This window comes from Streptococcus oralis, assembly GCF_026782375.1.
GTDB classification, from domain to species: domain Bacteria; phylum Bacillota; class Bacilli; order Lactobacillales; family Streptococcaceae; genus Streptococcus; species Streptococcus oralis_CL.
This window is the reverse complement of sequence record NZ_JAKUWJ010000001.1, coordinates 270,278-297,118: the sequence shown is the minus strand read 5'-3', so window position 1 is coordinate 297,118 and position 26,841 is coordinate 270,278. Positions and strand designations below refer to the sequence as shown.

The following is a 26,841-nucleotide window of genomic DNA, read 5'->3' as shown; positions in this document are numbered from 1 at the left end:
GATTTTTACGATTTTATCAAAAGAATGAAGCGAGAATGTGATATAATACTAGATATGATTTTAGATTTAAGAAAGAAAGTTCAATGAAAAATATAAAAGTCAATGCCTTGGCCAGCTTGCTGGTCAATATTCTCAATATCGTTTTTCCTCTGATAACCAACCCTTATCTGACGCGGATTCTCAGTAAATCCAACTACGGTTACTTCAATACCGCCAATACCTGGGCCAGCTTTGTCATTCCACTAGCAGCATTTGGAATATACAACTACGGGATTCGTGCTATCAGTAAGGTTAAGGACGACAAGAATAAAATCAACTATGTCTTTTCTAAGTTGTTTTATATTTCGGTTTTCACTTCTCTACTGACGACTGGTATCTACTTCCTCTTTATCTTCTTCGACACCAGCATTGTGAACCTGAAAGTCCTTTACTACATCCTAGGAGCTCAGGCACTCTTCCAATTCCTCAATATCGAATGGATGAACGAGGCTTATGAAAACTATGCTTTCATCCTCTACAAGACATTGATTATTCGGATTGCCATGCTGGTTGCTATCTTTACCTTTGTTAAAACTGCAGATGATATCGTTCCTTATGCCATCGTCATGAGTGCAACCACTATCCTAAACTACCTGCTCAGTTTTCTTTGGATCAAGAGAGAAGTTTCCTTTGTCAAGATTGGTCTTGTGGAATTAATCAAAGCATCTAAACCGCTATTGACTATGCTTCTCTTAGCGAACGCCAACATGCTCTATACCTTGCTTGATAGAATGTTTATCACCAAGGGACCCGATGAAAACTACATTTCTTATTACACTATTGCTTCTAGCATCGTGATGTTGATTGCCAGTGTCTTGAGTGGAGCTCTCAATGTGAGCATTCCACGTCTCGGCTACTATCTCGGTAAGAAAGACTACACCTCTTATAAGAGTCTTCTGAATCAAGGGGCTGCCCTCTTTTACTTCCTCATCGTTCCAACCAGCATTGGGATTATGGTATTAGGGAACTACGCTGCAGTTATCTACTCTTCTGAAAAATACCTCGAAGCGGGTATCGTGACTAGTGTTTTCGCCTTTCGTACCATCATCTGGGCCATCGAGTTGATCCTTGGTAAACAAATTATCTTTATCAATGACCACGAAAATCGCTTGACTGCCTTTTACTTCCTTGGTGGCGGAGCCAATATCCTCTTCAACTGCCTCTTGTATTTCAATAATATTTTCGCACCAGAGTACTATATCGCTACGACCATTCTTGCGGAGACTATCGTCGTTCTCTTGGAAATTCGCTTTATCCAGAAACACCAACTAATTGATTTGAAAGAAATCTTTGCTACTCTAACACGCTATACTATTGTATCCCTTGGATTCATCCCAATTTATTTTGTGTTTAAATTCCTTTTCCAAGTCAACTCTTATACAGTCAACTTCAACATGATTCTCATGGTTCTCTCGACTGTTGCGGCTTGTGGTATCTATTATCTCTTGACACTCTTTATCGCCAAAGATAAAACACTCCACTATGCTCTAGACTTAGTACTTGCTAAGCTTAAAAGAAATTAAAAGAACACCCTACTGATAGATAATGTCTATCAGCAGGGTGTTTTCTTCTTTACTCTTGCTTATCAGAAGCATTGGCTTCTAGATTTGAATCTTGTTTTTCATGTTCAACAATATTAGAATTTGCTTCTTGTTTCTGTTCTGGCTTGTCTATTTCCTTATTGTCAATAGCATCAGCTGTCTTCCAAATTCCTTCTTCGTTTACCTTGTAGCCATCAGGTGTGGTGGCATTTTTCAGTAAAGCTCCGTCTGTTTGGAAATAGTACCAGTTACCATCAAGCTGTTTCCAACCTGTTTGCATAGCTCCGTTCGGACCAAAATAGTAGGTCTGACCATTCACCTTATGAAGACCGACCAACATGATACCTGTTTCTTTTTCAAGATAATACCACTTCTTTCTTTGATAGCGGAAGCTAGGATGGAAGATTCATCCTAGTAGCAACTTTTCTAGCTCCTTTCCGTCAATATAAGACAAAAAGAGGGAAAGAGAAGCCTGATTGTCACACTAGAGTAGGGACTAGAGTTAACAAGGAAGAACTTCACCATCCCCTCTTTTCTTGTATTTCGAAGTTTACTTTTTCAAAAGTACTTTAGCCAATTTAGCATCTCTTTGTTTGTAAATTGGATTTTCTTTCCAGTTGTAATGAGTATTAGGGATTTCAAAATCCTCCCCATACAAGTGACTGATGTATTCTCTTGTATTTTCTGGAACTTTTACTAGAATTTCTTTAAAACTGCATTCACTTAGTGCTGTAAAAGGCAATTCATAGTGGTAGACTTCATATCTTGTAGGATTTCCCAAGGCATTTGTCATGTAGAAAATAGTATCTGAGGAGATGGTACCTTCCTTTTTATCATAGACAATAAAATCCACATTGAGTCCCTTGTAACTATAGGATAATTCTACAAGTTTATCATTGTAATAGAACTCTTTGCTTCTAACAAAGCCTTTCTCCAAAAGAACTTTCTCATCCTTTAAAAAGGCTTCATAGTCTGGGATAATAATCCCAAAGTCCATATCTAAATCATGCGGAATCAAATCATTTTCTCTGTAGAATCCAAGTAAAGTTCCAAAATCTAACCAGATATCGTAGGATTTTAGTTCAGATTGATAGATTGCCTTTAGAATATCTTCAAAGTTTTCTTTGAGCAAATTGCTTCTCTTTGAATCCAAGTCGATATTGGCTTTTTTATTTAAACTCTTGATAATAGGTAGGTTTTTAACCAGATCTTTCTTATCTCCTAAGAGGCTGGCTAAACTTCTTTTTAACCATTGTAACACGTCTTATCCCTCCTTTATGTATGCCAGGAAGTCATCGTGCTTCACTCGTTTTTCTAGGGGAGGAATTTCCATAAAGTCATCTCCGTAGATGGCAGAAAGGATTTGCTGATAGGCCGCAGGAATTTTGTAAACTCTATCTTCAAATGGACTGTCAATCGTTGTATCCAAGAAGGACTTGTCAAACTTCGTAGAAACTCTTTTGTTCTCCATGAGGTAGTCAATGAAGTCTCCATCTTTTTCTTGCATAGATAAGTTGTTCATCTTTTGATTCCATGTTTTGACACGAGTCAGACGAAATACAAGGACAAGTAGATATCGGACGATATTCTTGAGTTTTGCATTCTTATTATGGATGCCATAAAGAGTATAGACTGATAAACGACGGTAAGTATCCAGTTTTACCATGTCCTTGTTAACATCAGCATAATAGTCAAATGGGAACACATCCACACAAATTCCTAAATCGATATCATTTTCGATATAGTTGTTATCATAGACTGTTCGCGCATCATAAACTCGGTAAAATGGGTAAGGGTACCGAGCGTCATTTTCCCAAGAAACCACTTTGTAGACTGGATCATTATCTTGCAAAATTGCTTGATACAATTTGTCGTATTCATCGCGTTTCAAGGAGATATCAATATCGTCATCCCAAGGAATGTAGCCCTTGTGTCTTACTGCTCCCAGCAAGGTTCCATAAGCCAGTGAATAGTTGATGTTCTCTTTTTGACAGAGATTGTGGATGTAATCCATGACACCTAGTTCAACTTCTTTGATTTCTGCTTCGTCTAGCTTTCTGTGGCCATCTCTTTTTTTATAGAGAACAGAGAAATAGTAACCTGAAATCACAAACAAGATACAACCCTGTAGTGAAATTCCATAGAAGGTTGAACTCAAGAACAAGTTAGAAATGAGAATAACAACAGTCATCAGCAGAATGGTAATCAATTCATGATTGTGGCGACCCTCTTGAAGGTCTTTCTTATATTTCTTGAGACTTGAAATGATGAAGGCAAGCATAAAGATAGCCAGCGGGATAAAACCTGTCAGACCATCATAGAATAACAACTCAAGGTAGCCGTTGTGAGTAAGATAATGTTGTTTGATGATATAGGCTGAAGCATCATATTCTTTACCTAACTCATACCAGTTTCCACCTGAATATCCAAATAAGGGACGTTTAGGAATAAAGGAAGCTGTTGACTGCCAAATAGCAAAACGGTTATTAGAGATATTTTCTTCGCTGGTGTCTGTTCTCTCAAGGGAAAGATTGTTGTCCCCATTTTGTCCGTTTTCTTGGTTTTTTTGGATTTGAGCTGAGTGAGCTTTCAAGTAAATATCGCTACTATATTTGATACCATTATAGCCGACAAATACCAATCCTACTGTCACTAGAACAGTAAGAAGTGACTTAGCTTTTTTAGTCCAGTTAGCCGTCATTAAAGCATATAAGAAAGCAACGACTACCAAACAGATATAGGTTGTCCTTGAACCTGACAGTACAATATAAGCAAAATTTAGCAGAATGGATGAGATAGCCAGAGTTTTAAGGACTGTATTGTAGAGTGACAAGCGCATCCACAAATAAATAATCACCATCAAGGAAATAATAGAGAGATAGTTGGGACTGGCAAGGATCCCAAATAGACGAGATTCTACAAATCCTTGGCGGATCAATAAGCCCTTGTAATCAAATACGCGGTAACCTTGCAACATGAAGAATTGCCAAATTGACACAAGCACACCTAGGGTATTTGCGACAGTGATGACTGAAAAGAAGACATCAAAGAGGGCACGCGCTTTTTTCACTGTGAAAGACTGAAAGGCTGGATAGAGTGCAAAGAAATAGATGAAAAAGACGACTAAGTTCTTTATGTTTGTTGAAAATCCATACTTGACAACTAAGACCGCGGTCAGGATATTCATTATAAAAAAGAGAATCAAATACTCAATTTTTCGGACATTCAGATAGGCTTTTTTGATAAAGAAATTATAAAGTCCCAACAAAACGCCCATGAGGGTCATGCCAAGAGTGACAAATTTATTGGCCGAAATGGCCTGAAGTGGGACAATCAAGCCTGCCATACAGTAAAAAGATATAACTGATAAAAACAGCAGATTGATTTTAAAATAGTTTTTTTCAATAAATGAAATCATTGTTTCTCCTAACGCTTAGTTTGTGCAAGCAAGATTTTCGTATACAATTTTCGACTCAGGCACAAAGCTAAAAAGCTCACTTTTCTTGCTCTTGTAAAACGACTATCTAAAAGAATGTTCTTTGTGTTTTTCTTTAGATAGGCAATCAAACGGCCTTCTAAGACCTTGTCCTTGAAATCTGCATCAACCAAGAGCCTATCCAATACATAGAAGTAAGCCCAGTTTAAACGCATGGTTGCAACATCTGCTAGTTCAGGATAATTCTCTCTTATAATAGTTGCGTTTTGCTCATAAGCCTCAATAACATTTAAGAATTTCAAGGAGAATTTTTGAGTCGTGATACTATTTTCACGGTGAACATAGTAGTATTTCTTCTCATTTGTTGCGACAACCTTGCGACATTGATGAATCAAAGCAATCATGATAAAGGCATCTTCTGCTATTTTACCAATTTCAAATCGTAGGTGTTCAAAGAGTTCTTTTTTATAAAGTTTATTGACAGCTGTGACCGAGAGGATTTTAGCTTCCATAACCATTTTAATGGCTTCTTGGGGAGTTAATTCCCAAGTCTGAATCGCTGCAACTTGCTTTTCCGGAATTTGGTCATAGACATCATAATGTCCACACATAGAAAGATCAGCATTGGTTTCTAGCATTTGACGGTAAAGGGTCTCATACATATCTTCGTCAATGTAGTCATCACTATCGATAAAACCGATCAAATCAGAACTTGCCTCTTCAATCCCTCTATTTCGAGCATCAGACAAGCCCCCGTTTTCCTTGTGAATGACACGAATCCGTTGATCTCTTTGAGCTAATTGATCACACAGTTCTCCACTATTATCCGTCGAACCATCATTGACAAGAAGGATTTCCAAGTTGCTATAGGTCTGTTTTAAAATGGATTCGACACACTTCTCCAGATAGGCTTCTACATTGTAGACTGGAACGATAACGCTTATTTTTTCTCCCATCATGCTCCATATTCTCCCTTGTACTCTGTGTAGCTCTTGTCCATGTCTGCTATAATAGCATCATGATGCGGTACTTGCTTGTCCGCTGGTGGCGGTGTCATATAGTCCCCAAAAGCAGTGCTGAGATAGGCATCATAACCGACTGGAATGGGCATCTCTGTTCCTTCAAATGGCAAGAAAAGATTGTCTTCAAAGGATGCAATTGGGTATTTGTTTCGCATGTAGCCAGGACCTGAGCATAATTCCGTAATTCCATCACTCTCAGCCAGACTATACTTGGTCATTTCTTTTTCAGCTTTTTTCCAAATGCGATAACGTAGAGATTTTGGAGTCAGACCGAGTAAGATGCGACTTCCCCATTTCATGACTGCACCATGCTTTTCTGGGACAGTTTGGGCACAAAAGAGTGAATAGATCAAGGCCCAACGAACTTGTTTCTTACGCTCAGCTGGATTTTTAGGATAATAATCTAAAGGCAAAACATCCAAGGCTAAACCGTGTGGCAAATCCAAATCCTTTTGATAAGGCTTGATACAAGTTGTTTCCTTATCACGAATGGTAATAAAAAGGTTACGATCTACAAAATCCTTGTGACTCTTTGACAAAAAATAACGTTCATCTGCATAACGAGGCCATAGTTCAACTAATTTTTCATAGTCCTTACGTGGCATAAAAAAGTCTAGGTCGTCGTCCCAAGGAATGAAACCCTTGTTGCGAAGGGCACCAATAGCTCCTCCACCACAGAGATAGCACAACAAATCATGTTCTTTACAAAATGCGACGAAATATTCAGCCATTTCCAGACTACGAGCCTGAATCGCTTTCAAATCACTCATGTCTCTCCTCTTCTGTCCAATAACGAGTTATATCGTTTTATTATACCATAAAAAAGCCCTAAAAATCCATCAGATACTAAGAAAAATCAAAGCCTAAACCACTTTTTCACTAGTGATTCAAACTTTGATTTTCTTTATAAGAGTTTTCTATCTCATTCCCATTTGGGCAAGTTTTGTCTTGTATTTATTTTGGTCGACAAGGAGAGCCTGCCCTCCATAAACATCGTAGCCATCTACCCAGTCACCAAGTTCGGGAACAGTTAATCTTTCGATACCATTCTGAGCGCCTTCTATGACAGATAAACCATTGGTCAATAAGAAGCTATACGGTAAATTGGTCGAAGTCATCGCAAAGACTTTTCCAAGTGCCTCAGATCCTGTAAAGAGTTTGGTTGGATCTTTGACCTGTTCAAGAACGGCTGACATCACTTGTTGCTGACGTTTTGTGCGTCCGTAGTCTCCTTCATCATCATCACGGAAGCGAGCATAGTTGAGTAAGGTAGAACCATTCATCTGCTGTTTTCCAACTTTGATGGTTTGGGTTGGCGACTCTGTTTCTGTTGCATGAAGATCGTCTCCAACTGTGGCTTCTGTCAGAGGTTGACCATTCAGAGTTGAAAATTGAGCATCGATAGTCACTCCTTCAGGGAAAAGGGTGTCAATAGCTGTTGCAAAAGCCTGAAAGTCAACTAGGGCGTAGTACTTGATATCCAATTCAAAATTATCTTTTAGAACCTTGCGGACCATTTCTGCCCCTTTTTGCCCTTCTTGTTCCCCAAGTTCATAGGCAACATTAAGTTTGTTATCTGTTTGTTTCTGGCCATTTACAATCTTACTATACCCGTCGATATAAACCAAGTTGTCACGCATAAAGCTGACGAGCTTAATCTTCTTATCCGAACCACTGACATTTAGCACCATGATTGTGTCTGTACGGGTTTCTGCACTATTTTGACCAATACGGCCATCTGTCCCCATAATTAGGATATTCACACCATCTTTGGTATCTTGACCGTTAAAGACTTCTACTTGGGCTGCCTTGGCATCAGCTGGCTTATTGCTTGGATTGGCTGCCGACTGGAATCCTCGAAGAAACATGAAAATCATCCCCGCAGCAAGGCAAGTTATCAATAGCAAGAACCAAGTCAGTATTCGTTTGAAGCGAATTCTTCTTTTTTTCTTTTTGACTTTAGGTAGAGGAGCTACCTTTTCACGTTTCTTAGACCGGCTTCTACTGCCATAAGTCGGAAGATCAATATCTCTACCCCAAGATTCTTCTTTTTCTTCTTGTTGGAAATGGTGAACTTCAGACTTGGGACCTGTCATCTTTTGCTGCAGGTAATCAAACTCCTTTCGCTCCCGATCATTAAGGTAGTGAAAATTCTTAAAAAGATAGTCATAACGTAACTGCTCATGATGACTTAAAGGGCTTTCTTTGCTCATAGGCTCTCCTTTCCTGAATCCCTAATAGTGAAAATAGGGTAGGTCCCCAGTATCTTGTACTGGATACCAATTGTTTCTAGTTCTTGTCTGGCAAAATGAACCAGCTCTTTGGCACTATAATCCACATCTATGATGAAAAAGTATTCACCAAGTGCCGTTTTGAGAGGACGACTTTCTATCTTGGTTAAATCAATCCCTCGCCAAGCGAAGGTTGACAGAGCCTTGTAGAGGGCACCGGGAAGGTTGTCCGGTAAAGTTAAGGCCAAACTCATTTTTTCAGTTTGTGATTGCAAAGGGATAGTGGGAATCTCAAACCCTAAAACCCAAAAACGAGTGAAATTGGCTTCCATTTCTTGGATATCTTCAGCAATCAGTTCTAAACCATATTCTTCAGCAGAACTTCTAGGGGCAATGGCTGCAAAAGGTTGGTCTGGATGTTCAGCGATAAAGCGGGCTGCATAGGCTGTGCTTGCCGTCACTTCAAGCTGGGCTTTTGGATAATGCTCCTCTATGAATTTCTTTCCTTGAGCCAAAGCTTGAGGGTGTGAAAAAATCTTTTCAATCTTAGTATGACCAAGAACTGCCATCAGTTGCTGATGAATGGGTTGTACTATTTCTGCAACAGCCTGAATGTCCGCCTGATGAAAAAGATAGTCCAAGCTTTCATGCACACTTCCCTCAATGGAGTTTTCAACTGGCACCACCGAATAGTCCACCAAGCCTTGTTCATAGGCCTTGATAACATCTGTGATGTTGGCAAAGGCTTGTAATTCCTCATTAGGAAAAGCAGTCTGCACGACGTGGTGCGAAAAAGATCCCTTGGGACCTAGATAGGCAATTCTCATCTCAGTTCCTCTATAATTTCCTCTGGGCTTAGCTTGGTCACATCTAGAACACGACTGGCTACTTCCTCATACCAAGCCTGTCTTTCTTGAAAAATATCTCGCAACTCTTCCTTGCTCTTGTTTAGAAAAAGTGGCCGTTGATTATCCTTATCAGCTGAAATACGTTGGTAAAGGGTTTCAAAATCTGCTTTCAGATAAATGTTATCAGGATTTTGTTTGAGCAAGTCACGATTTCTCGAAGAAACGACTACTCCTCCACCAGTTGACACAACTCGGTCCGTTTTTAGTAAGTCCGCTAAAACTTCTGACTCCACCTGACGAAAGGCCGCCTCTCCCTTTTCAGCAAAAAATTCCGCAATGGACATACCCAAGCGCTTCTCAATCAAGGCATCCATATCAAGGTAGTCTGGATCCAAGCCTCTTGCGATTGTGGATTTACCAGCCCCCATAAATCCGAGTAATACCTTAGCCATGAATCAGATTCTCCAAATCATCAAAGAAGCTAGGATAACTGGTATTGATGGCTTCTGCACGGTCAAGTTCCACTTCTCCATCTGCAACCAAGAGGGCCGCGATAGCCGTCATCATGCCGATACGATGGTCTCCAAAAGTATTGACTCTAGCACCGTGAAGGGCTGATTTCCCTTTGATAACCATTCCATCTGCTGTGGGGGTAATATCCGCACCCATGCTATTTAAGGCGTCAGCCACCACCTGAATGCGGTCAGTTTCCTTGACCTTGAGTTCCTCAGCATCCTTAATAACTGTTACACCTTGGGCTTGCGTCGCTAGAAGGGCAATAATAGGCAATTCATCAATCAAACGGGGAATCAAGGCTCCACCAATCTCTGTTCCTTTCAGGCCTGAAGACTCGACGGTCAGGGTTGCTGATTTAGCAACTGGATCGATTTCAGTTATTTCCAATTTTCCACCCATGGAACGAATGACATCAATAATACCGGTACGCGTTTCGTTGATGCCCACATTCTGCAGCACCACACGAGAATCTGGCACAATCAAACCTGCAACTAACCAAAAGGCTGCACTGGAAATATCTCCTGGAACGATAACCTTTTGTCCAGACAATTTTTGCGGTCCTTGGACTGTGATTTTCTTTCCGTCCACACTTAATTGACCACCAAATTGCTGCAGCATATCTTCGGTGTGGTTTCGAGTACACTCTTTTTCAATAATAACGGACTCCCCCTGAGCCTGCAAGGCTGCAAATATCAAGGCAGACTTGACTTGAGCAGAGGCGATTGGTAACTCATAATGAATAGGTGTTAGGTTTTTAGTACCTTTCAAGTGCAGAGGAGGCAGGTCTCGCTCAGTTTGCCCTGAAATGCTGACGCCCATTTTTTTCAATGGAATCGTCACACGGTCCATAGGACGTTTAGAAAGACTATCATCTCCAAACATCTCTACTTCGAAGTCTGCACCAGCAAGGACACCTGAAATCAGGCGAATCGAGGTGCCAGAATTCCCCATATCCAAGGCGTTTTGCGGCGCTTTTAAGCCATCCATGCCTACACCTTGAATGGTAATAACCCCATCTTTGTCCTCAATTTCAACACCAAGGTCACGAAAAACCTGCATGGTTGAAAGTACATCCTCGCCACGCAAAATATCATAAACCTTGGTCTCACCATCAGCTAAACTTCCAAAGATAATCGAACGATGGCTGATGGACTTATCACCTGGAACTCGGATACTGCCATGTAAGTGGCGAATGTTTGTTTTTAGTTTCATAGTTGACCTCATACTTGCAATACTTTTCTTATTTTATCATAAAAAAGCCAGAAATTCCTGAAATTTCTGGCTTCTATACAGATAAAATACTATTTCAATAATTCCGAAACAGGTTCAAAGACAATTTTTTCAATATCAGAAAGGTAAATCGAAAGTTGTTGCTGTTTGGCAAAAAAATCTGACAAAAGAGCGTTCTCTTGGATTTGCTTGCTAAAAGACTGCATCTTTTCTTGGAAAGAGGCATCTGGCATTTGTCCAGTTTGAGCCATGACTTGGATTTCTTGCTGGAAAGCGATATAGTCTGCAAAAATCTTGCTAGCTTGTTCATCAGCTTGGATGGCATCTTTTGCTGCCTTAACCGCCTTGTATTCTGGTAATTCGCGTAGACCGCGACTGAGTTCATTTGCAGTATCGTAAATATTTGACATGATTTCTCCTTATTTGATGACGACTGTGTAGTCGGTATTTTCTGTTATTAGGTGCTCGGCTCGTTCTAAATCTTGAGCATTTTTAAATGAAATTTGTAGAATCCCGTGAACATCCTCACGGTTTTCCTCATTGATGTGGATATTAACCAAAGAAGTTCCACGAAGTAATTCCAAAATCCGCAAGATAACATCTTCCTCGTCGGGAACATCAACATAGAGGTCATAAGAACTGTCCACGCCTCCACGTTTATGGATTTCCATAGCCTGACGTTGCTCACGCGCTTGGTTGAAAAAGTTCCAAATCTGCTCTTCTTCCCCCTTGCTAATAGCCTGACCAATCCCATCTAAGCGTTCCTTGAAATCCTCAATCCGCTCTAGGATGGTCTCGCGATTGGACAAGAGAATAGAAGTCCACATACCTGGTTCACTCTCTGCAATCCGGGTCATATCTCGAAAACCACCCGCCGCAAAGCGCCTTGTCATCTCATGTTCTTGAGCATAGACAGCTGTTTGCTCCATGAGACCTGATGCCAAGATATGGGGAAAATGGCTAATCTGTGAAGTTACTTGATCGTGCTCCTTGGCATCAATCTCGATAAAACGAGCATGAAGGCCTGAAAACAGATCCTTCATTTCCTCAAGCGTGCCAGGACTTGTCAGACTCGAAGGTGTGAAGATATAGTAAGCATTTTCAAAGAGATTAACATCCGCAGAAGCAGCTCCTGTCTTGTGGCTACCAGCCATGGGATGGGCCCCGACAAATCGAACAGACTTGCCAGTCAAATATTCCTCCGCTGCATCCACAATGGCTGACTTGGTTGAGCCCGCATCCGAGATAATGACGCCTTCTTTCAAATTCAAACCTGCCAACTCCTGAATAAAAGCAATGGTCTGCTTGATTGGCAAGGTCAAGATGATGACATCTGCCAGAGGAGCAAAACTGGCAAAATCATCCGTCGCACGGTCAATCATCCCCCGCTCCAAGGCAATATCTCTCGAAGCCTGACTGCGATTATAACCCAAAATTTCATAATCCGGATGATCACGCTTGATACCGAGTGCCATCGAAGCACCAATCAAACCGAGACCTGCGATATAGATGGTTTTTGCCATAAGGACTCCTTAATAGTTCTTTGTATAGTCTCGGTGCTTGGCAACTGCCTCTTTTAATTCCTCTAGATTGTCAGATGAGAATTTTTCAAGGATTTCTTGCGCCAGAACCGTTGCCACAACAGCTTCCATGACCACACCTGCTGCTGGAAGAGCGGTCGGATCACTTCTCTCCACGGTTGCCTTATAGGGTTCGTGGGTTTCGATATCCACACTCATAAGTGGTTTGTAAAGAGTGGGAATGGGTTTCATAACTCCACGAACAACAATTGGTTGCCCATTGGTCATACCACCTTCAAAACCACCTAGATTATTGGTACGACGAGTATAGCCGTCTTCTTTAGACCAGAGAATTTCATCCATAACTTGGCTGCCTTTGCGGTAACCAGCTTCAAATCCAAGACCAAATTCCACCCCTTTAAAGGCATTGATAGAAACAACTGCTTGGGCCAATCGCGCATCCAATTTTCTGTCCCATTGGACATAGGAGCCAAGGCCAACTGGAACGCCTCCGACGACTGTCTCTACAACCCCACCGATGGTATCACCGTCACGTTTGATTTGGTCAATATAGTCCTTGATTTCCTGTTCCCGCTCTTGGTTGACAATAGAAACTTCAGACTGGGCAGCTCGTTCCTTAATCTCAGCCACTGTCAGATTTTCAGGTACATCGATTTCCTTGCCACCAAAGACCACGACATGGTTGGCAATCTCCATATCTAGCTCAGCTAAGAGACGTTTGGCTACTGCCCCAACGGCTACTCGCATGGTTGTTTCACGAGCTGATGAACGTTCCAAAGAATTTCGCAAATCATCAAAACGGTACTTGATCCCCCCTACCAAATCGGCATGTCCTGGGCGAGGATGAGTGATTTTCCGCTTGCTTTTAAGGTGGTCTTCAATGTCCTCAGCAGACATGATATCTAGCCATTTTTGGTGGTCTTTATTGACGACATCCATTGTAATAGGAGCCCCTGTCGTCTTCCCATGGCGAACGCCAGAAGTAAAGACAACCTGATCACTCTCAATCTTCATACGACCACCACGACCATATCCACCCTGACGACGTTTCAGATCCTCATTGATGGTCTCTGCTTTCAAAGGAAGTCCAGCAGGAATTCCTTCTATGATAGCGGTTAGACGGGGACCGTGTGATTCTCCTGCAGTTAAATATCTCATAGGCTCTCCTTATTTTACCAAGTAGTCTTTCATCTCTTCCAGAGAAACTGGATGAATGGTCGCCGAACCAAGCTCTGGCACCAAGACCAATTTCAAGGTGTTCCCACGCGCTTTCTTGTCATGAGTCAAAGCCTGATAAAGCTTTTCAATATCCCAGTTTTCATAGTCAACAGGCAAACCAAATTTCTGACACATTTCCGTGATGGACTGGGTCATTCCTTCTGGCATGAGGCCTTTTTCCTCAGCAACCTTGGAAATCTGCACCATGCCCATGGCCACAGCCTCTCCATGCATGACCTTGCCATAGCCGGCAGTCGCTTCAATAGCATGGCCAATGGTGTGGCCAAAATTGAGGTAAAGGCGAACCCCGTTGTCCAACTCATCCTCAACCACCATCTTGCGCTTCACCTGACAAGAATGTTCGATCAAAGTTTCTCCATGTTCCAGAATGCTCTCAACAGAGCCATCTATCTCCCTCAAGAGATCCCATAGTTCTGGATCCTCAATCAAGCCATACTTGATAACCTCACCCATTCCCTCAATCAACTCTCTTTTCCCGAGTGTTTCAAGGACAAGCGGGTCAATCAGAACCCCATCTGGTTGGGCAAAAGTTCCCACCATATTTTTAGCAAAAGGAGTATTAACACCCGTCTTACCACCGATAGAGGAATCAACCTGGGCTGTCAAACTGGTCGGAATCTGAACAAAGTGAATCCCACGCATATAGGTCGAAGCCACAAAGCCAGCCAAGTCCCCAACGACACCACCACCAAGAGCCACGATTCCATCGCTACGAGTCAGACCTTGCTTGACTAGAAATTCATAGACCTTCTGAACAGTAGTTAAATTCTTTCTTTCTTCGCCTTCTAAGAAATCAAAAACAGCTACCTGAAAACTAGCATCTTCTAGGCTGAGTTTAACCTTCTCCGCGTAGAGTGAGGCCACACGGTTGTCTGTCACGATAACCACTTTTTGCGGTTGCCAAAGTTCTCGCAACCATTGACCTGCTTGCGATAGACAACCTTTTTCAATCTGAATATCATAAGGATGATGCGGAATATCAATTCTGATTTTCATAGTAGGTTCTCCTTTTCATTATTGGTATTTTTCTGTCAAGGACTGCCAAATCTCTTCTGTTGGCATTTCTTTACCTGTCCACAGTTGAAAAGCTTCAGCAGCTTGATAGAGCAACATTCCAAGGCCATTTATGGTGGGATTCCCCTGACTTCTAGCCCATTTCAAAAATGGCGTCTCAAAGGGTTGGTAAATGATATCTGCCACCAAGAGAGTTTTTGGTAAGACTATGCTTTCAGGAACTGGGGATGATTTGCCATCCATGCCCACACTGGTGGCATTGACTAGTAAGTGCGAATCGGCAATCCTTGATTGCAATTCAGAAAGATCTTCTAAAGCATACAAGTCCACTTTAAAGCCCGTTTGCTCCTGCAACTTGTCTAGATAAGGTCTTGTTTTTTCCATAGAAGCTGAACGCACAAAGACTGAAATCTGACTGACACCATCCAAAATAGCCTGTGCTAAAATGGACTTGGCCGCACCACCTGCTCCCAGAATGGTCATTTTCTTATCCGAAATTGTAAAAGAAGGCAAGCTCTTAAAAAATCCCTTGCCATCTGTATTATATCCAATTAAATTCCCATTATCATTGACAACGGTGTTAACCGCCCCAATCAAACGAGCTTCATCACTCAATTCATCCAAAAAGGGAATCACTTGCTCCTTGTATGGCATAGAAAGATTAATCCCAAACATCTGGTAACGGCGAATATTAGCGACTGTTTCCGCTAAGTCTCCTGCTTCGATTTCCCAAGCCACATAGACACCATTTGTCGCTGTCGCCTCAAAGGCTCTATTGTGGATAAAAGGTGAGATGGAGTGTTTAATGGGATTTGCAACGACAGCCGCCATACGTGTGTAGCCATCAAGCTTCATCCAAAATCTCCCTGATTTTTTTCATGTTTGATAGAGAAATCTGACCTGGGGCACTCGCTTCATCTAGACTAGCAAATGACCAACTTGAACCCGTCACATCTGAAGTGATACGAGATACCTTGCCCATTTTCCCCATGGAAATGGTCACGTAGTCTTGTTCTGGATTGAGTGTTTTAAATCCACGTGTGTAGTTCATCAGATCTAAAACATCTTGCTCCGTATGGGCCATGACAGATACTTTGACCACTTTTGGAGAGAGACTGGTCAACTCCGACAGGATTTCCATCATATTTTCAGGTGTCTCTTGGAAATTATGATAACTCAAAACGAGATTTGGAAAATCCAACATTTCCTCAAATACATCCTTGTAGCTGAAGTACTCAAAATCCACATAGTCTGGTTGATAGAGTTGAGTGACTTCCTTGATGATTTGAACATACTCCTCAGAAGACAGTTCGATTTCTCCTCCCTCAGAGCGAGTCCGAAGGGTAAAGACCAGTTCGCGGCCTGCGAATTTCTCAAAGATTGCAGGTGCTACCTGTAAAATGGCTTCCTTGGCGAGGAAGTCTGCACGCCACTCGATGATATCGGCATCTTCATACCGTGTGGCATCCAGTTCTTGCGCTTCTTCTAAACTTCTTGGCATTACTGAAACGATTAATTTCATCTACTAACCTTCATACTAATCACCTTGAGGTAATTACTGCTTTCATCTTTTTTATTATAGGCAAAGTCTGCTGGAAGTCCGTATTTGTTTAATACTTGATACCTTCTTCCTGCAAAACCTTTATCAATTTGTTCTGTAAATTTCTGACGGGAAACATTGGCAGCATTGGTACTAGCAATTATAATGCCTCCCGGATTTAAAATCTCTAGACTTTGGGAAATCAGCTTGTGATAGTCCTTAGCTACAGAGAAAGTTTGTTTTTTATTGCGGGCAAAGCTCGGCGGATCAAGGACAATCACATCATAAGTCAAGCCTTTTCGCTTGGCATACTTGAAGTACTCAAAAACGTCCATGACGATAAAACGATGATTGTCCGTGCTAAGTCCATTTGCCTGAAAATGAGCTTCTGACAGCTCTCTGGACCGTTTGGCCAAGTCGACAGAAGTCGTTTCACTCGCGCCTCCCATAGCTGCAGCAACTGAAAAGGCAGCCGTATAGGAAAACATATTGAGCAAGGACTTGCCCATGGCTAAACCGTCAACCAAACTCCCACGAACCTCATGCTGGTCTAGGAAAATCCCTGTCATCAAGCCATCATTCATAAAGACCTGATAGAGCACGCCATTCTCAAGAACAGTAAAGTAATCTGGCGCTTCCTCACCATAAACATAGGCAGACTCGTAGTCTAGACCTTTAAAACGAATCTTTTCATAAGCCCCCAAGACCTCAGGAAAAACTTCCTTAAAAGCCTTTACTATCAGCTCACGAATCTGGTAAACAAAGGAGTTGTACCAAGAAAAGACAGCATAATCTCCATAGAGATCAACAGTCAGACCACCAAAACGATCCCCCTCTTGGTTAAAAAGGCGAAAGGCAGTAGTCAAGTCATCTTGATAATAAGGCTTTCTAGCTTCCTTGGCCTTACGAAACAGAATTTCAAAAAAGGCTTGATTGAAACGAACCTTTTCCTTGTTGATGAACCAACCGATTCCCTTGTTCTGCTGGGAAAGATAGGCGCTCCCTAAAAACTTTCCGTCTTGACTAAGAACTTCTACTTCCTGATCCGTCAGTTCAATATCTGTTAAATCACTTGCTTCCAAAAGAACTAGACCCTTAACTAGCTTTTTTTCAACACGTCTGCTGACCCTAATTCTATTCATAGCTACTATTATAGCAAATTTTGTGACAATTCTCAAAATAGAAAGCGTTTGTCCATTTTTACTTTAGTTTACTAAGTGTCATTTTTGTTAAAAAAAGTTTAGTCAATTCATTTTTTCTAATCCTTCTTTCCTAACCAATGAAAAAATAATGGGAAATTTCAAAAAATAGACATTTCTAGAAATGAGTATAGAATTTTTGCGCAAACGTTTGCGTAGTTCTGGACTTTATGGTAGAATATAACACATCATTGATAAGTAAGAGGAAAAACTATGCAAAATCAGACACTTATGCAATACTTTGAGTGGTATCTGCCCCACGATGGACAACACTGGACACGATTGGCAGATGACGCAGAACACCTAGCAAATCTCGGTATCAGTCATGTCTGGATGCCACCTGCCTTCAAGGCAACAAACGAAAAAGATGTAGGCTATGGTGTTTACGATCTTTTTGACCTAGGTGAATTTCACCAAAAAGGGACTGTACGTACCAAGTATGGGTTTAAAGAAGACTATCTTCAAGCCATTCAAGCCCTAAAGGCACACGGAATCCAACCAATGGCTGACATCGTTCTCAATCACAAGGCTGCAGCAGATAAATTAGAAGCCTTTCAAGTTATCGAAGTAGATCCCGAGGACCGTACAGTTCAACTAAGCGAACCCTTTACTATCAACGGATGGACCCACTTCACTTTTGATGGACGTCAGAAAACCTATAATGACTTTGAATGGCACTGGTACCACTTTACAGGTACAGACTACGATGCCAAGAGACGTAAGTCTGGTATTTACCTGATCCAAGGAGACAATAAAGGTTGGGCAAACGAGGAATTGGTCGATAACGAAAACGGCAACTACGACTACCTCATGTACGCTGACCTAGACTTTAAGCATCCTGAAGTCATCCAAAACCTCTATGACTGGGCTGACTGGTTTATGGAAACGACTGGTGTAGCTGGTTTCCGTTTGGATGCCGTTAAGCACATTGATTCCTTCTTTATGGGCAATTTCATCCGTGATATGAAGGAAAAATACGGTGAAGATTTCTATGTTTTTGGGGAATTTTGGAATCCAGACAAAGAAGCTAATCTGGACTATCTCGAGAAAATAGAAGAACACTTTGACCTTGTCGATGTTCGTCTCCACCAAAATCTCTTTGAAGCCAGTCAAGCTGGATCAAGCTATGACCTTCGTAGTATTTTTAACGATAGTTTAGTGGAAATTAAACCTGATAAGGCTGTCACTTTCGTGGACAACCATGATACTCAAAGAGGACAGGCACTTGAATCAACCGTCCAAGAATGGTTTAAACCAGCAGCCTATGCGCTCATCCTTCTTCGTGACCAAGGTCTTCCATGTGTCTTTTATGGAGACTATTACGGCATTTCAGGGCAGTATGCCCAAGAAGATTTCAAAGAAGTTCTTGACCGTCTCCTAGCCATCCGAAAAGACTTGGCCTATGGAGAGCAAACAAACTACTTTGACGATGCTAACTGTATTGGATGGGTCCGTGCAGGTGCTGAGAACCAAACACCACTCGCGGTCCTTATCTCAAATGACCAAGAAAACAGCAAGTCTATGTTTGTTGGGCAAGAATGGGCTGACCAAACCTTTGTTGACCTCCTTGAAAATCACCCCGCACAAGTTACAATCAATGCTGAAGGTTATGGAGAATTTCCAGTAGCAGCGGGTTCAGTCAGTGTCTGGACAGCCAATACAATCTAAAAAACTAAGCCAAATTCACTAGGATTTGGCTTTTTTGTGTATTCAAAAAGATCTACCCAAATGGATAGATCTTAAATGTTTTCTTACAATTTACCTGCTACGGCATCCAGCAATTCCTGAATCTTGGCTTGGTTGCTTCCTCCTGCCATGGCCATGTCTGGTTTACCACCACCACGTCCATCGACGATTGGAGCCAATTCTTTAACCAAGTTACCTGCGTGGATATCTTTTGTCTTGCTTGCAACAAGAATGTTGACCTTGTCACCAATAGCTGCCACTAAGACAAGAAGGTCAGAGTAGTCTTTTTGTTTCCAGTTATCCGCAAAGGTACGAAGGGCACCTGCGTCTGATACAGAAACTTGGCTTGCAATGTAACGGTGGCCGTTGACTTCCTTCACATCCTTGAAGACATCACCTGCAGCTTCGGCTGCAGCTTTTTCTTTCAACTCTGCATTTTCTTTTTGCAAATGACGGAGTTGCTCTTGAAGGCCTTCAACCTTGTGAGGAACTTCCTTGAGTTGAGGTGCTTTAAGAGTTGCTGCGACTGCTTTCAACGCGTCTTCTTGTTCACGGTAGGCTTCAAAAGCTTCCTTACCAGTCACTGCCAAGATACGGCGAGTTCCTGATCCGATCCCTTCTTCTTTGACAATCTTGAAGAGACCAATCTCAGAAGTGTTGCCAACGTGGGTACCACCACAAAGCTCAATAGAGTAGTCACCGATAGTAACAACACGGACTTCCTTACCGTATTTCTCACCAAAGAGGGCCATGGCTCCCATTTCTTTAGCAGTGTCAATATCTGTCTCAACAGTTTCTACAGCAATTGTTTCCCAGATTTTTTCGTTGACTTGCTGTTCAATGGCGCGCAACTCTTCAGGAGTTACGGCTTGGAAGTGCGTGAAGTCAAAGCGGAGGAATTCAACTTCATTAAGAGATCCTGCTTGTGTCGCATGATGGCCAAGGATATTATGAAGAGCCGCATGGAGCAAGTGAGTTGCTGTGTGGTTCTTCATGACACGATGACGACGGTTGGTATCGATAGCCAAGGTGTATTCTTGGTTCAAAGCAAGCGGTGCAAGAACTTCAACAGTATGAAGAGCTTGTCCGTTTGGTGCTTTTTGAACATCTGTCACAGTAGCCACAACCTTACCTGACTCGTCCAATATTTGACCGTGGTCAGCTACTTGTCCACCCATTTCAGCGTAGAATGGAGTCTCTGCAAAGATGAGAGAGGCAGTTCCTTCTGAAACAGCTTCTACTTCAGCATTGTCCGCTACGATAGCCACCAACTTAGAAGGCAATTGGCTGGCATTGTAGTTGAAGACACTTTCCACTGTAATGTTTTGGAGGGTTTCATTTTGCATTCCCATTGAGCCACCTTTGACAGCTGACGCACGCGCACGTTCTTGCTGTTCTTTCATGGCTGCTTCAAAACCTTCACGGTCTACCGTCATGCCAGCTTCTTCAGCGATTTCTGCTGTCAATTCAACTGGGAATCCATATGTATCGTAGAGTTTGAAGACATCTGAACCAGCAATCACTGATTGACCTTTTTCCTTCAAGTCTGCTACGATGCCTTGGGCAAAGTGTTGACCCGAGTGAAGGGTACGAGCAAAGGATTCTTCTTCGCTCTTAACAATTTTTTCAATAAAATCACGTTTTTCAAGCACTTCTGGGTAGTAGCTTTCCATGATTTTTCCAACAGTTGGAACCAGTTTGTAAAGGAAAGGCTCGTTGATGCCCAATTTTTGACCATGCATAGAAGCACGACGGAGAAGACGACGAAGGACATAACCACGACCCTCATTTCCAGGAAGAGCACCATCACCAATGGCAAATGAAAGTGAACGGATGTGGTCCGCAATCACCTTGAAGCTCATGTTGTCGCCATCTTGGTCGTAGACCTTACCAGACAATTTCTCAACTTCGCGAATGATCGGCATGAAGAGGTCTGTTTCAAAGTTTGTCTTAGCCCCTTGAATAACTGCCACCAAACGCTCCAAACCAGCGCCCGTATCAATGTTCTTATGCGGCAATTCCTTGTACTCACTACGAGGAACAGCAGGGTCAGCATTAAATTGTGACAAAACGATGTTCCAGATTTCAATGTAACGGTCGTTTTCGATATCTTCTGCAAGCAGGCGAATACCAATATTTTCTGGGTCAAAGGCTTCTCCACGGTCAAAGAAGATTTCAGTATCTGGTCCAGAAGGTCCCGCACCGATTTCCCAGAAGTTGTCCTCAATTGGAATCAAGTGACTTGGGTCTACTCCTACTTCAATCCAGCGGTTGTATGAATCCTTATCTTCAGGATAGTAGGTCATATAGAGTTTTTCAGCTGGGAAATCAAACCATTCAGGGCTTGTCAAAAGTTCGTAAGCCCAAGTGATGGCTTCATCACGGAAGTAATCTCCGATAGAGAAGTTCCCCAACATTTCAAACATGGTATGGTGACGCGCAGTCTTCCCTACGTTTTCGATGTCGTTGGTACGGATGGCTTTTTGCGCATTGGTAATACGTGGATTTTCAGGAATGATGGTTCCGTCAAAGTATTTCTTAAGAGTTGCTACCCCAGAGTTGATCCACAAAAGAGTTGGGTCGTTTACAGGAACCAAGCTGACTGATGGTTCTACAGAGTGACCTTTGCTGGCCCAGAAATCAAGCCACATTTGGCGAACTTGAGCACTAGATAGTTGTTTCATAATATCTCCTTATTTACTTGTTTAATTTGATTGGCTTTCCAGCATTTCCACATAGTCAATCGCGACACAAAGGGAAATGACCAGGTCTGCATAAGAGTCTTCATAGACGGTTACGGTGTAAGTTGAGGTCAGATGGAAAATCTCTTTCCGAATCTCGGCGACAAGCTGATCACGATCATCTAGCAATTTGAAATTCAAATCCCAGGTATTTCCCTCGATACGAAGCCCTAGATTATCAAACTCATACTTATCTCGCCAGAAGGTCAACTTCTTGCGAATGACGAAATTTGAACCGTTTCGTAGCTGAATAGTAAAGCGAGGAAGTAAGGTGAAAAATTCTTTACTGATCTCACTGACTTGCTCACCATAGGCGTCATAAATGGTAAAGGTCTTAGGAATTTGGAAGAAAGAACCTTCCACCTGATAGTTCACTACTCCTTTATCATCTTTGATATCGAAGCGTTCACCTCCAAGACGAAACTTTTGTTTCACAAGAAATGTCTTCATAAACACCTCCAAAAATCAAAAGACAAGTCTATATCACGAAGGGCGAAAAACCGCGGTACCACCTTCATTCAATGAACTTGTCATTCTCTTATTCTTATGCAATTGTATGATTGAGTAGCATGATTTCCTAGCTTAGATGGCTCGCAGCACCGCCATTTCTCTGGACTAAGATGATTGAAAATCAATTCTCAACTCTAGTATTATACCGTTTTTTTGAGTCTGCGTCAACTGGAAATCGTCTCCCTTGAATCAAATCAATTTCCTACATCTTTGCTTACTTTTTCAGAATATATTTTTTCTTACTGCTATCACTCTTTTTATCCCAACTTTTATCCCAAAGTTTTGAATTGTTAAAGATAGCTTCGAAAATATTTACAAATATAAAGTACCCTATCACCAAATGTATGGAATCAGTTGTTAGGTATTGTCTATCCAAGCCATCCTTTAAATGGATTAGTATAGCTGTTTGTTGAACAATCAAAAAGGTTGGCCAAAAACTTTTTTTGAAAAAAGTAGACATTTTCATTATTTGTTACCGCTTTCTATTCGTATAAACTTAGTATACTACTAGGCAGGCAAATAAGCAACTCGAATAGAAAAAGATAAGGCTGTAAAAGTTAACTTCTATTAAAAAAACGAACCAGCTTGACTGATTCGTTTCGTGTCTGCTAACTTCTACTTCCGATACATTTTAAACTGTAGGAAGAGATCGCTATATTTGCCTGTCCATTTATGGTCAAATTTCTCATAAACTTCTAGGTTTTTCATGGTATCAGCGTCTGGATAGAAGGACTTGTCTTCTTTGGTCTCCTCTGGGAGCAGTTCCTTGGCTGGTAGGTTTGGTGTTGAGTAGCCTACATACTCCGCATTTTTCAGAGCATTTTCGGGTTTTAACATAAAGTTGATAAAGGCATAGGCTGCATCTTGGTTTTTCACAGTTTTTGGAATGACCATGTTATCAAACCAGAGATCGCTGGCCTCAGTCGGAACGATATACTTGAGGTTAGGATTTTTCTCCAACATCTGGCTGGCTTCCCCAGAGAAAGTCACACCGATGGCCGCGTTGTTCTGAATCATGTAACCCTTCATCTCGTCGGCTACAATGGCCTTGATATTTGGAGTCAATTTGTAGAGTTTGTCTACTGTCTCTTCCAACTGCTGAGGATCCTTTGAGTTGAGGCTGTAACCAAGTGAGTTAAGCCCGAGTCCCAGCACCTCACGCGCCCCATCAAAAAGCATGATGGAATCCTTGTATTCTGGTTTCCAGAGGTCATCCCAATGCTCAGGCGCCTCATCTACCATGGTTTCATTGTAGACGATTCCCAAGGTCCCCCAGAAGTAAGGGATGGAGAATTTATTGCCCGGGTCAAAAGACTGGTTGAGGAACTCAGGTCCGATATTTTCGATTCCTTCAATTTTTGAATAATCGAGTGGTACTAAGAGGTCTTCGTCCTTCATCTTGTTGATCATGTATTCACTTGGGATAGCAATATCATAGGTTGTTCCACCCTGCTTGATTTTGGTATACATGGCTTCATTGGAGTCAAAGGTCTCGTACTGAACTTGGATTCCTGTTTCTTCTGTGAATTTCTCCAAGAGTTCTGGATCGATATAGTCCCCCCAGTTGTAGATAACCAGTTTTTGGCTATCTCGGCTATTGATTTTACTATCTAGATGAGTCGCAATACCCCATAAGACAAGGATAATGGCTGCAATTCCTGCTAAAAATGAATAGAGTTTTTTCATGCTTGCTCCTCCTTCTCACGTGAGATAAAGTAATAACCTACAACTAGGATAATACTAAAGAGAAAGACAAGGGCAGACAGGGCATTGATCTCTAACGAAATCCCCTTCCGAGCACGAGAGTAAATCTCGACTGACAGGGTTGAAAAACCATTTCCCGTTACAAAGAAGGTCACGGCAAAGTCATCCAGCGAGTAGGTAAAGGCCATGAAATAACCTGCAATGATAGACGGTGTCAGGTAAGGAAGCATGATTTCCTTGAACATCTGAAACTGGCTGGCACCAAGGTCATAAGCCGCATGAATCATATCATCATTCATTTCCTTGAGACGAGGTAAGACCATCAAGACTACAATTGGGATGGAGAAGGCCACGTGACTGGAAAGAACTGTCAGAAAACCAAGTGAAAACTTGAGCTGCGTAAAGAGAATCAAGAAGCTGGCACCAATCATAACATCAGGCGCAACCATGAGGATATTATTGAGTGATAGAAAGGCTTCTTGGTATTTCTTACGAGACTGGTAGATATAAATGGCACCGAAAGTCCCGATAACTGTCGCCATCAAGGCTGATAGAAAGGCCAAGAAAAAGGTTTGGGTGAGGATCAACATGAGACGACCATCACCAAACATGGTTTGAAAATGGCTCAAGCTAAAACCAGTAAAGCTGTTCATATCATCGCCAGCATTAAAGGCATAGCCAATCAAGTAAAAAATTGGCAAATAAAGGATGATAAAAACAAAGGCTAGGTAGAGATTGGCAAATTTTTTCATCGTTCTCTCCTTTCCTTGGTCACCCACATGGTGAGAAACATGGTCAGGATAAGAACAACACCGATAGTTGAACCCATACCATAGTTGTCATTGGTCAAGAAGTTCTGCTCGATGGCAGTTCCCAAAGTAATCACTCGGTTCCCCCCAATCAAACGTGTCAGCATGAAGAGACTCAAGCTAGGGATAAAGACCGACTGAACCCCACTTCTCACTCCATTCATTGATAGAGGGAAGATAACGTGGCGGAATGTCTCCCACTTGGTCGCACCGAGGTCATAGCTGGCATTGATAAGATTGTTATCCATATCGTCCAAGACGTTGAAAATCGGCAAAATCATAAAGGGAAGCTCGATATAGCTTGCGACAAAGATAAAGGAGAAATCGGTAAAGAGCAACTGCTGCGAACCGATTCCGATGAATTCCAAAAATTGGTTAATAGAGCCATTTTGACCAAAAATCCCGATAAAGGCATAGGCTTTAAGGAGCAAATTAATCCATGTCGGCAGGATGATCAGCATGAGCCAGAGTTGACGGTGCTTGAGACGAGTCAAAAAGAGGGCTGTTGGATAACTGATAAGAAGCGTCACTAGAGTTACAATTCCTGCATAGAGAACAGAGTTGAAGCTCATTTTGAGATAGGTTAAGTTTTGTGACGCAAAATAGGATTTATAGTTTTCTAAACTAAACTGACCTTCGATGTTGAAAAATGATTGTCCAAAAATCAAGACCAAGGGTGCCAATACAAAGAGGGCAATCCAAAGCATGTAGGGCACTACAAAGAGTTTAGAGGTTGTTTTCTTCATCTCTTTCCTCCTCGATCGCGTTAATCAGACCTGCTTCTTGCTCTTCGATTTCTACATACTCCTCGATACGAGCATCGAATTCTTCTTCGGTTTCGTTGAGACGCATGATATGGATATCTTCTGGTTCAAAGTCCAGACCGATTTCCTCACCAACGATGGCCTTACGGGTCGAGTGAATCATCCATTCATTTCCGAGCTCGTCATAGGCGATAATCTCATAGTGAACCCCGCGGAAAAGCTGGGTATCAACTTTAACTTGGAGCTTGCCTTCTTCAGGAAGGGTAATGCGCAAATCCTCTGGACGAATAACAACCTCAACAGGCTCATTTGGCTTCATCCCACCATCGACCGCTTCAAAGCGTTTGCCGTTAAACTCGACCAAGTAGTCCTCAATCATGGTTCCTGGCAAGATATTTGATTCACCTATAAAGGTAGCTACAAAGTGGTTAATCGGCTCATCGTAGATGTCCACTGGCGTTCCAGACTGAACAATCTCGCCATCATTCATAACGAAAATCCAGTCACTCATAGCCAGAGCTTCTTCCTGATCGTGAGTGACAAAGACAAAGGTAATTCCCAATCGTTGTTGCAGTTCACGCAGTTCGTACTGCATGTCTGTTCGCAATTTCAAGTCCAGCGCTGACAAGGGCTCATCCAACAAAACCACACGAGGTTGGTTGATGATAGCACGGGCAATAGCCACACGCTGACGTTGCCCTCCAGAGAGTTTACGAATGGAACGTTTTTCATAACCTTCCAACTGAACCATCTTGAGAACTTCCGCTACACGTTGCTCGATTTCTTTCTTGTCAATCTTACGCAAGCGGAGTGGAAAGGCAACATTTTCAAACACATTCATATGTGGAAACAAGGCATAGGATTGGAAGACGGTATGGACGTCTCGCTTGTTGGTTGGGATGTCGTTGATCCGTACCCCATCCAGCAAAATATCTCCTGTCGTCGCATCCAGTAAACCTGCAATGATGTTTAGGATGGTTGATTTTCCTGAACCAGATGCGCCTAAAAGAGTGTAGAACTTCCCTTCTTCCAACTCAAAGTTAATGTCTTTGAGAACCTTGGTGTTGCTGTCTTCAAAAACTTTAGAGACGTTTTTGAACTCAATAATTGGTTTTTTCAATTCCTCTAAATTCCTTCTTCTTCGTAAATTAACAGATTGGGACCTTGTTAGAATGCTAGACACAAGCGTAGGAAATAAAATGACCTAAACCTCATTTAGCGATAAAATTCC

General features: G+C 41.9%; 24 protein-coding genes and 1 pseudogene. 2 read left to right on the top strand and 23 right to left on the bottom strand.

What is annotated here, in order from left to right:
• Window positions 1-83 precede the first annotated feature (83 nt).
• Entirely contained in the window at window positions 84-1,562 is a 1,479-nt protein-coding gene (locus MK409_RS01410) for an oligosaccharide flippase family protein (RefSeq protein ID WP_096406665.1), read from the top strand.
• A 49-nt stretch (window positions 1,563-1,611) separates the two neighbouring features.
• On the opposite strand, the pseudogene MK409_RS01405 reads toward MK409_RS01410, so the two are convergent.
• From MK409_RS01405 to MK409_RS01330, 16 genes and pseudogenes are all read right to left on the bottom strand, one after another.
• Window positions 1,612-1,950, bottom strand: a pseudogene (locus MK409_RS01405) (MBL fold metallo-hydrolase); the annotation flags it as partial.
• Window positions 1,951-2,130: 180 nt separating this feature from the next.
• Window positions 2,131-2,841 carry a LicD family protein gene (locus tag MK409_RS01400; protein ID WP_268705079.1) on the bottom strand — a complete coding sequence of 237 codons (711 nt, stop codon included), beginning with the start codon at window positions 2,839-2,841 and terminating at the stop codon, window positions 2,131-2,133.
• Window positions 2,842-2,844: 3 nt separating this feature from the next.
• On the bottom strand, window positions 2,845-4,998 hold the full coding sequence (locus tag MK409_RS01395; protein ID WP_268705078.1) for a LicD family protein: 2,154 nt from the start codon (window positions 4,996-4,998) through the stop codon (window positions 2,845-2,847).
• Between the two features lie 8 nt (window positions 4,999-5,006).
• Window positions 5,007-5,975 carry a glycosyltransferase family 2 protein gene (locus MK409_RS01390; protein ID WP_268705077.1) on the bottom strand — a complete coding sequence of 323 codons (969 nt, stop codon included), beginning with the start codon at window positions 5,973-5,975 and terminating at the stop codon, window positions 5,007-5,009.
• The gene (locus tag MK409_RS01385) at window positions 5,972-6,808 is read right to left on the bottom strand and encodes a LicD family protein (RefSeq protein WP_268705076.1); all 837 of its coding nucleotides are present in this window, start codon (window positions 6,806-6,808) and stop codon (window positions 5,972-5,974) included. The genes MK409_RS01390 and MK409_RS01385 overlap by 4 nt, the downstream gene beginning before the upstream one ends.
• 147 nt (window positions 6,809-6,955) lie before the next feature.
• Window positions 6,956-8,251, bottom strand: a complete 1,296-nt coding sequence (locus tag MK409_RS01380; protein WP_268705075.1) for an LCP family protein — start codon at window positions 8,249-8,251, stop codon at window positions 6,956-6,958.
• On the bottom strand, window positions 8,248-9,096 hold the full coding sequence (gene pheA, locus MK409_RS01375) for a prephenate dehydratase (protein ID WP_268705074.1): 849 nt from the start codon (window positions 9,094-9,096) through the stop codon (window positions 8,248-8,250). Before pheA ends, MK409_RS01380 begins: the two co-directional genes overlap by 4 nt.
• Complete coding sequence (locus MK409_RS01370) at window positions 9,093-9,569, bottom strand: shikimate kinase (RefSeq protein WP_268705073.1); 477 nt, start codon at window positions 9,567-9,569, stop codon at window positions 9,093-9,095. The genes pheA and MK409_RS01370 overlap by 4 nt, the downstream gene beginning before the upstream one ends.
• Window positions 9,562-10,845, bottom strand: a complete 1,284-nt coding sequence (gene aroA / locus MK409_RS01365; RefSeq protein ID WP_268705072.1) for a 3-phosphoshikimate 1-carboxyvinyltransferase — start codon at window positions 10,843-10,845, stop codon at window positions 9,562-9,564. Before aroA ends, MK409_RS01370 begins: the two co-directional genes overlap by 8 nt.
• An 89-nt stretch (window positions 10,846-10,934) precedes the next feature.
• Window positions 10,935-11,273, bottom strand: a complete 339-nt coding sequence (locus tag MK409_RS01360; protein ID WP_000065996.1) for a YlbF/YmcA family competence regulator — start codon at window positions 11,271-11,273, stop codon at window positions 10,935-10,937.
• Window positions 11,274-11,282: 9 nt separating this feature from the next.
• On the bottom strand, window positions 11,283-12,386 hold the full coding sequence (locus tag MK409_RS01355) for a prephenate dehydrogenase (RefSeq protein ID WP_268705071.1): 1,104 nt from the start codon (window positions 12,384-12,386) through the stop codon (window positions 11,283-11,285).
• 9 nt (window positions 12,387-12,395) lie between these two features.
• Window positions 12,396-13,562 carry a chorismate synthase gene (gene aroC / locus MK409_RS01350; protein ID WP_268705070.1) on the bottom strand — a complete coding sequence of 389 codons (1,167 nt, stop codon included), beginning with the start codon at window positions 13,560-13,562 and terminating at the stop codon, window positions 12,396-12,398.
• A 9-nt stretch (window positions 13,563-13,571) separates the two neighbouring features.
• Entirely contained in the window at window positions 13,572-14,639 is a 1,068-nt protein-coding gene (gene aroB / locus MK409_RS01345; RefSeq protein ID WP_268705069.1) for a 3-dehydroquinate synthase, read from the bottom strand.
• 18 nt (window positions 14,640-14,657) lie between these two features.
• A complete protein-coding gene (locus MK409_RS01340) occupies window positions 14,658-15,512 on the bottom strand; it encodes a shikimate dehydrogenase (RefSeq protein WP_268705068.1) in 855 nt (284 codons plus the stop codon).
• Window positions 15,502-16,179, bottom strand: coding sequence for a type I 3-dehydroquinate dehydratase (gene aroD, locus MK409_RS01335; RefSeq protein ID WP_000767777.1), 678 nt, complete (start codon window positions 16,177-16,179; stop codon window positions 15,502-15,504). Before aroD ends, MK409_RS01340 begins: the two co-directional genes overlap by 11 nt.
• A complete protein-coding gene (locus MK409_RS01330; RefSeq protein WP_268705067.1) occupies window positions 16,176-17,339 on the bottom strand; it encodes a class I SAM-dependent rRNA methyltransferase in 1,164 nt (387 codons plus the stop codon). Before MK409_RS01330 ends, aroD begins: the two co-directional genes overlap by 4 nt.
• Before the next feature lie 270 nt (window positions 17,340-17,609).
• On the opposite strand from MK409_RS01330, the gene MK409_RS01325 reads away from it, so the two are divergent.
• A complete protein-coding gene (locus MK409_RS01325) occupies window positions 17,610-19,064 on the top strand; it encodes an alpha-amylase (protein WP_268705066.1) in 1,455 nt (484 codons plus the stop codon).
• An 83-nt stretch (window positions 19,065-19,147) separates the two neighbouring features.
• Here the strand turns inward: MK409_RS01325 and alaS are convergent, their stop codons facing one another.
• From alaS to MK409_RS01290, 7 genes are all read right to left on the bottom strand, one after another.
• On the bottom strand, window positions 19,148-21,766 hold the full coding sequence (gene alaS, locus MK409_RS01320) for an alanine--tRNA ligase (protein WP_268705065.1): 2,619 nt from the start codon (window positions 21,764-21,766) through the stop codon (window positions 19,148-19,150).
• 21 nt (window positions 21,767-21,787) lie between these two features.
• The gene (locus MK409_RS01315) at window positions 21,788-22,273 is read right to left on the bottom strand and encodes an LURP-one-related/scramblase family protein (protein ID WP_268705064.1); all 486 of its coding nucleotides are present in this window, start codon (window positions 22,271-22,273) and stop codon (window positions 21,788-21,790) included.
• 274 nt (window positions 22,274-22,547) lie between these two features.
• A complete protein-coding gene (locus MK409_RS01310; RefSeq protein ID WP_268705063.1) occupies window positions 22,548-22,799 on the bottom strand; it encodes a hypothetical protein in 252 nt (83 codons plus the stop codon).
• Between the two features lie 149 nt (window positions 22,800-22,948).
• The gene (locus MK409_RS01305) at window positions 22,949-24,019 is read right to left on the bottom strand and encodes an ABC transporter substrate-binding protein (RefSeq protein WP_268705062.1); all 1,071 of its coding nucleotides are present in this window, start codon (window positions 24,017-24,019) and stop codon (window positions 22,949-22,951) included.
• Window positions 24,016-24,789 (bottom strand): ABC transporter permease, encoded by a 774-nt coding sequence (locus MK409_RS01300; RefSeq protein WP_268705061.1) that lies wholly within the window; start codon window positions 24,787-24,789, stop codon window positions 24,016-24,018. The genes MK409_RS01305 and MK409_RS01300 overlap by 4 nt, the downstream gene beginning before the upstream one ends.
• Entirely contained in the window at window positions 24,786-25,592 is an 807-nt protein-coding gene (locus MK409_RS01295) for an ABC transporter permease (protein WP_268705060.1), read from the bottom strand. Before MK409_RS01295 ends, MK409_RS01300 begins: the two co-directional genes overlap by 4 nt.
• A complete protein-coding gene (locus MK409_RS01290; RefSeq protein ID WP_000742901.1) occupies window positions 25,573-26,730 on the bottom strand; it encodes an ABC transporter ATP-binding protein in 1,158 nt (385 codons plus the stop codon). Before MK409_RS01290 ends, MK409_RS01295 begins: the two co-directional genes overlap by 20 nt.
• Between the last annotated feature and the right edge of the window lie 111 nt (window positions 26,731-26,841).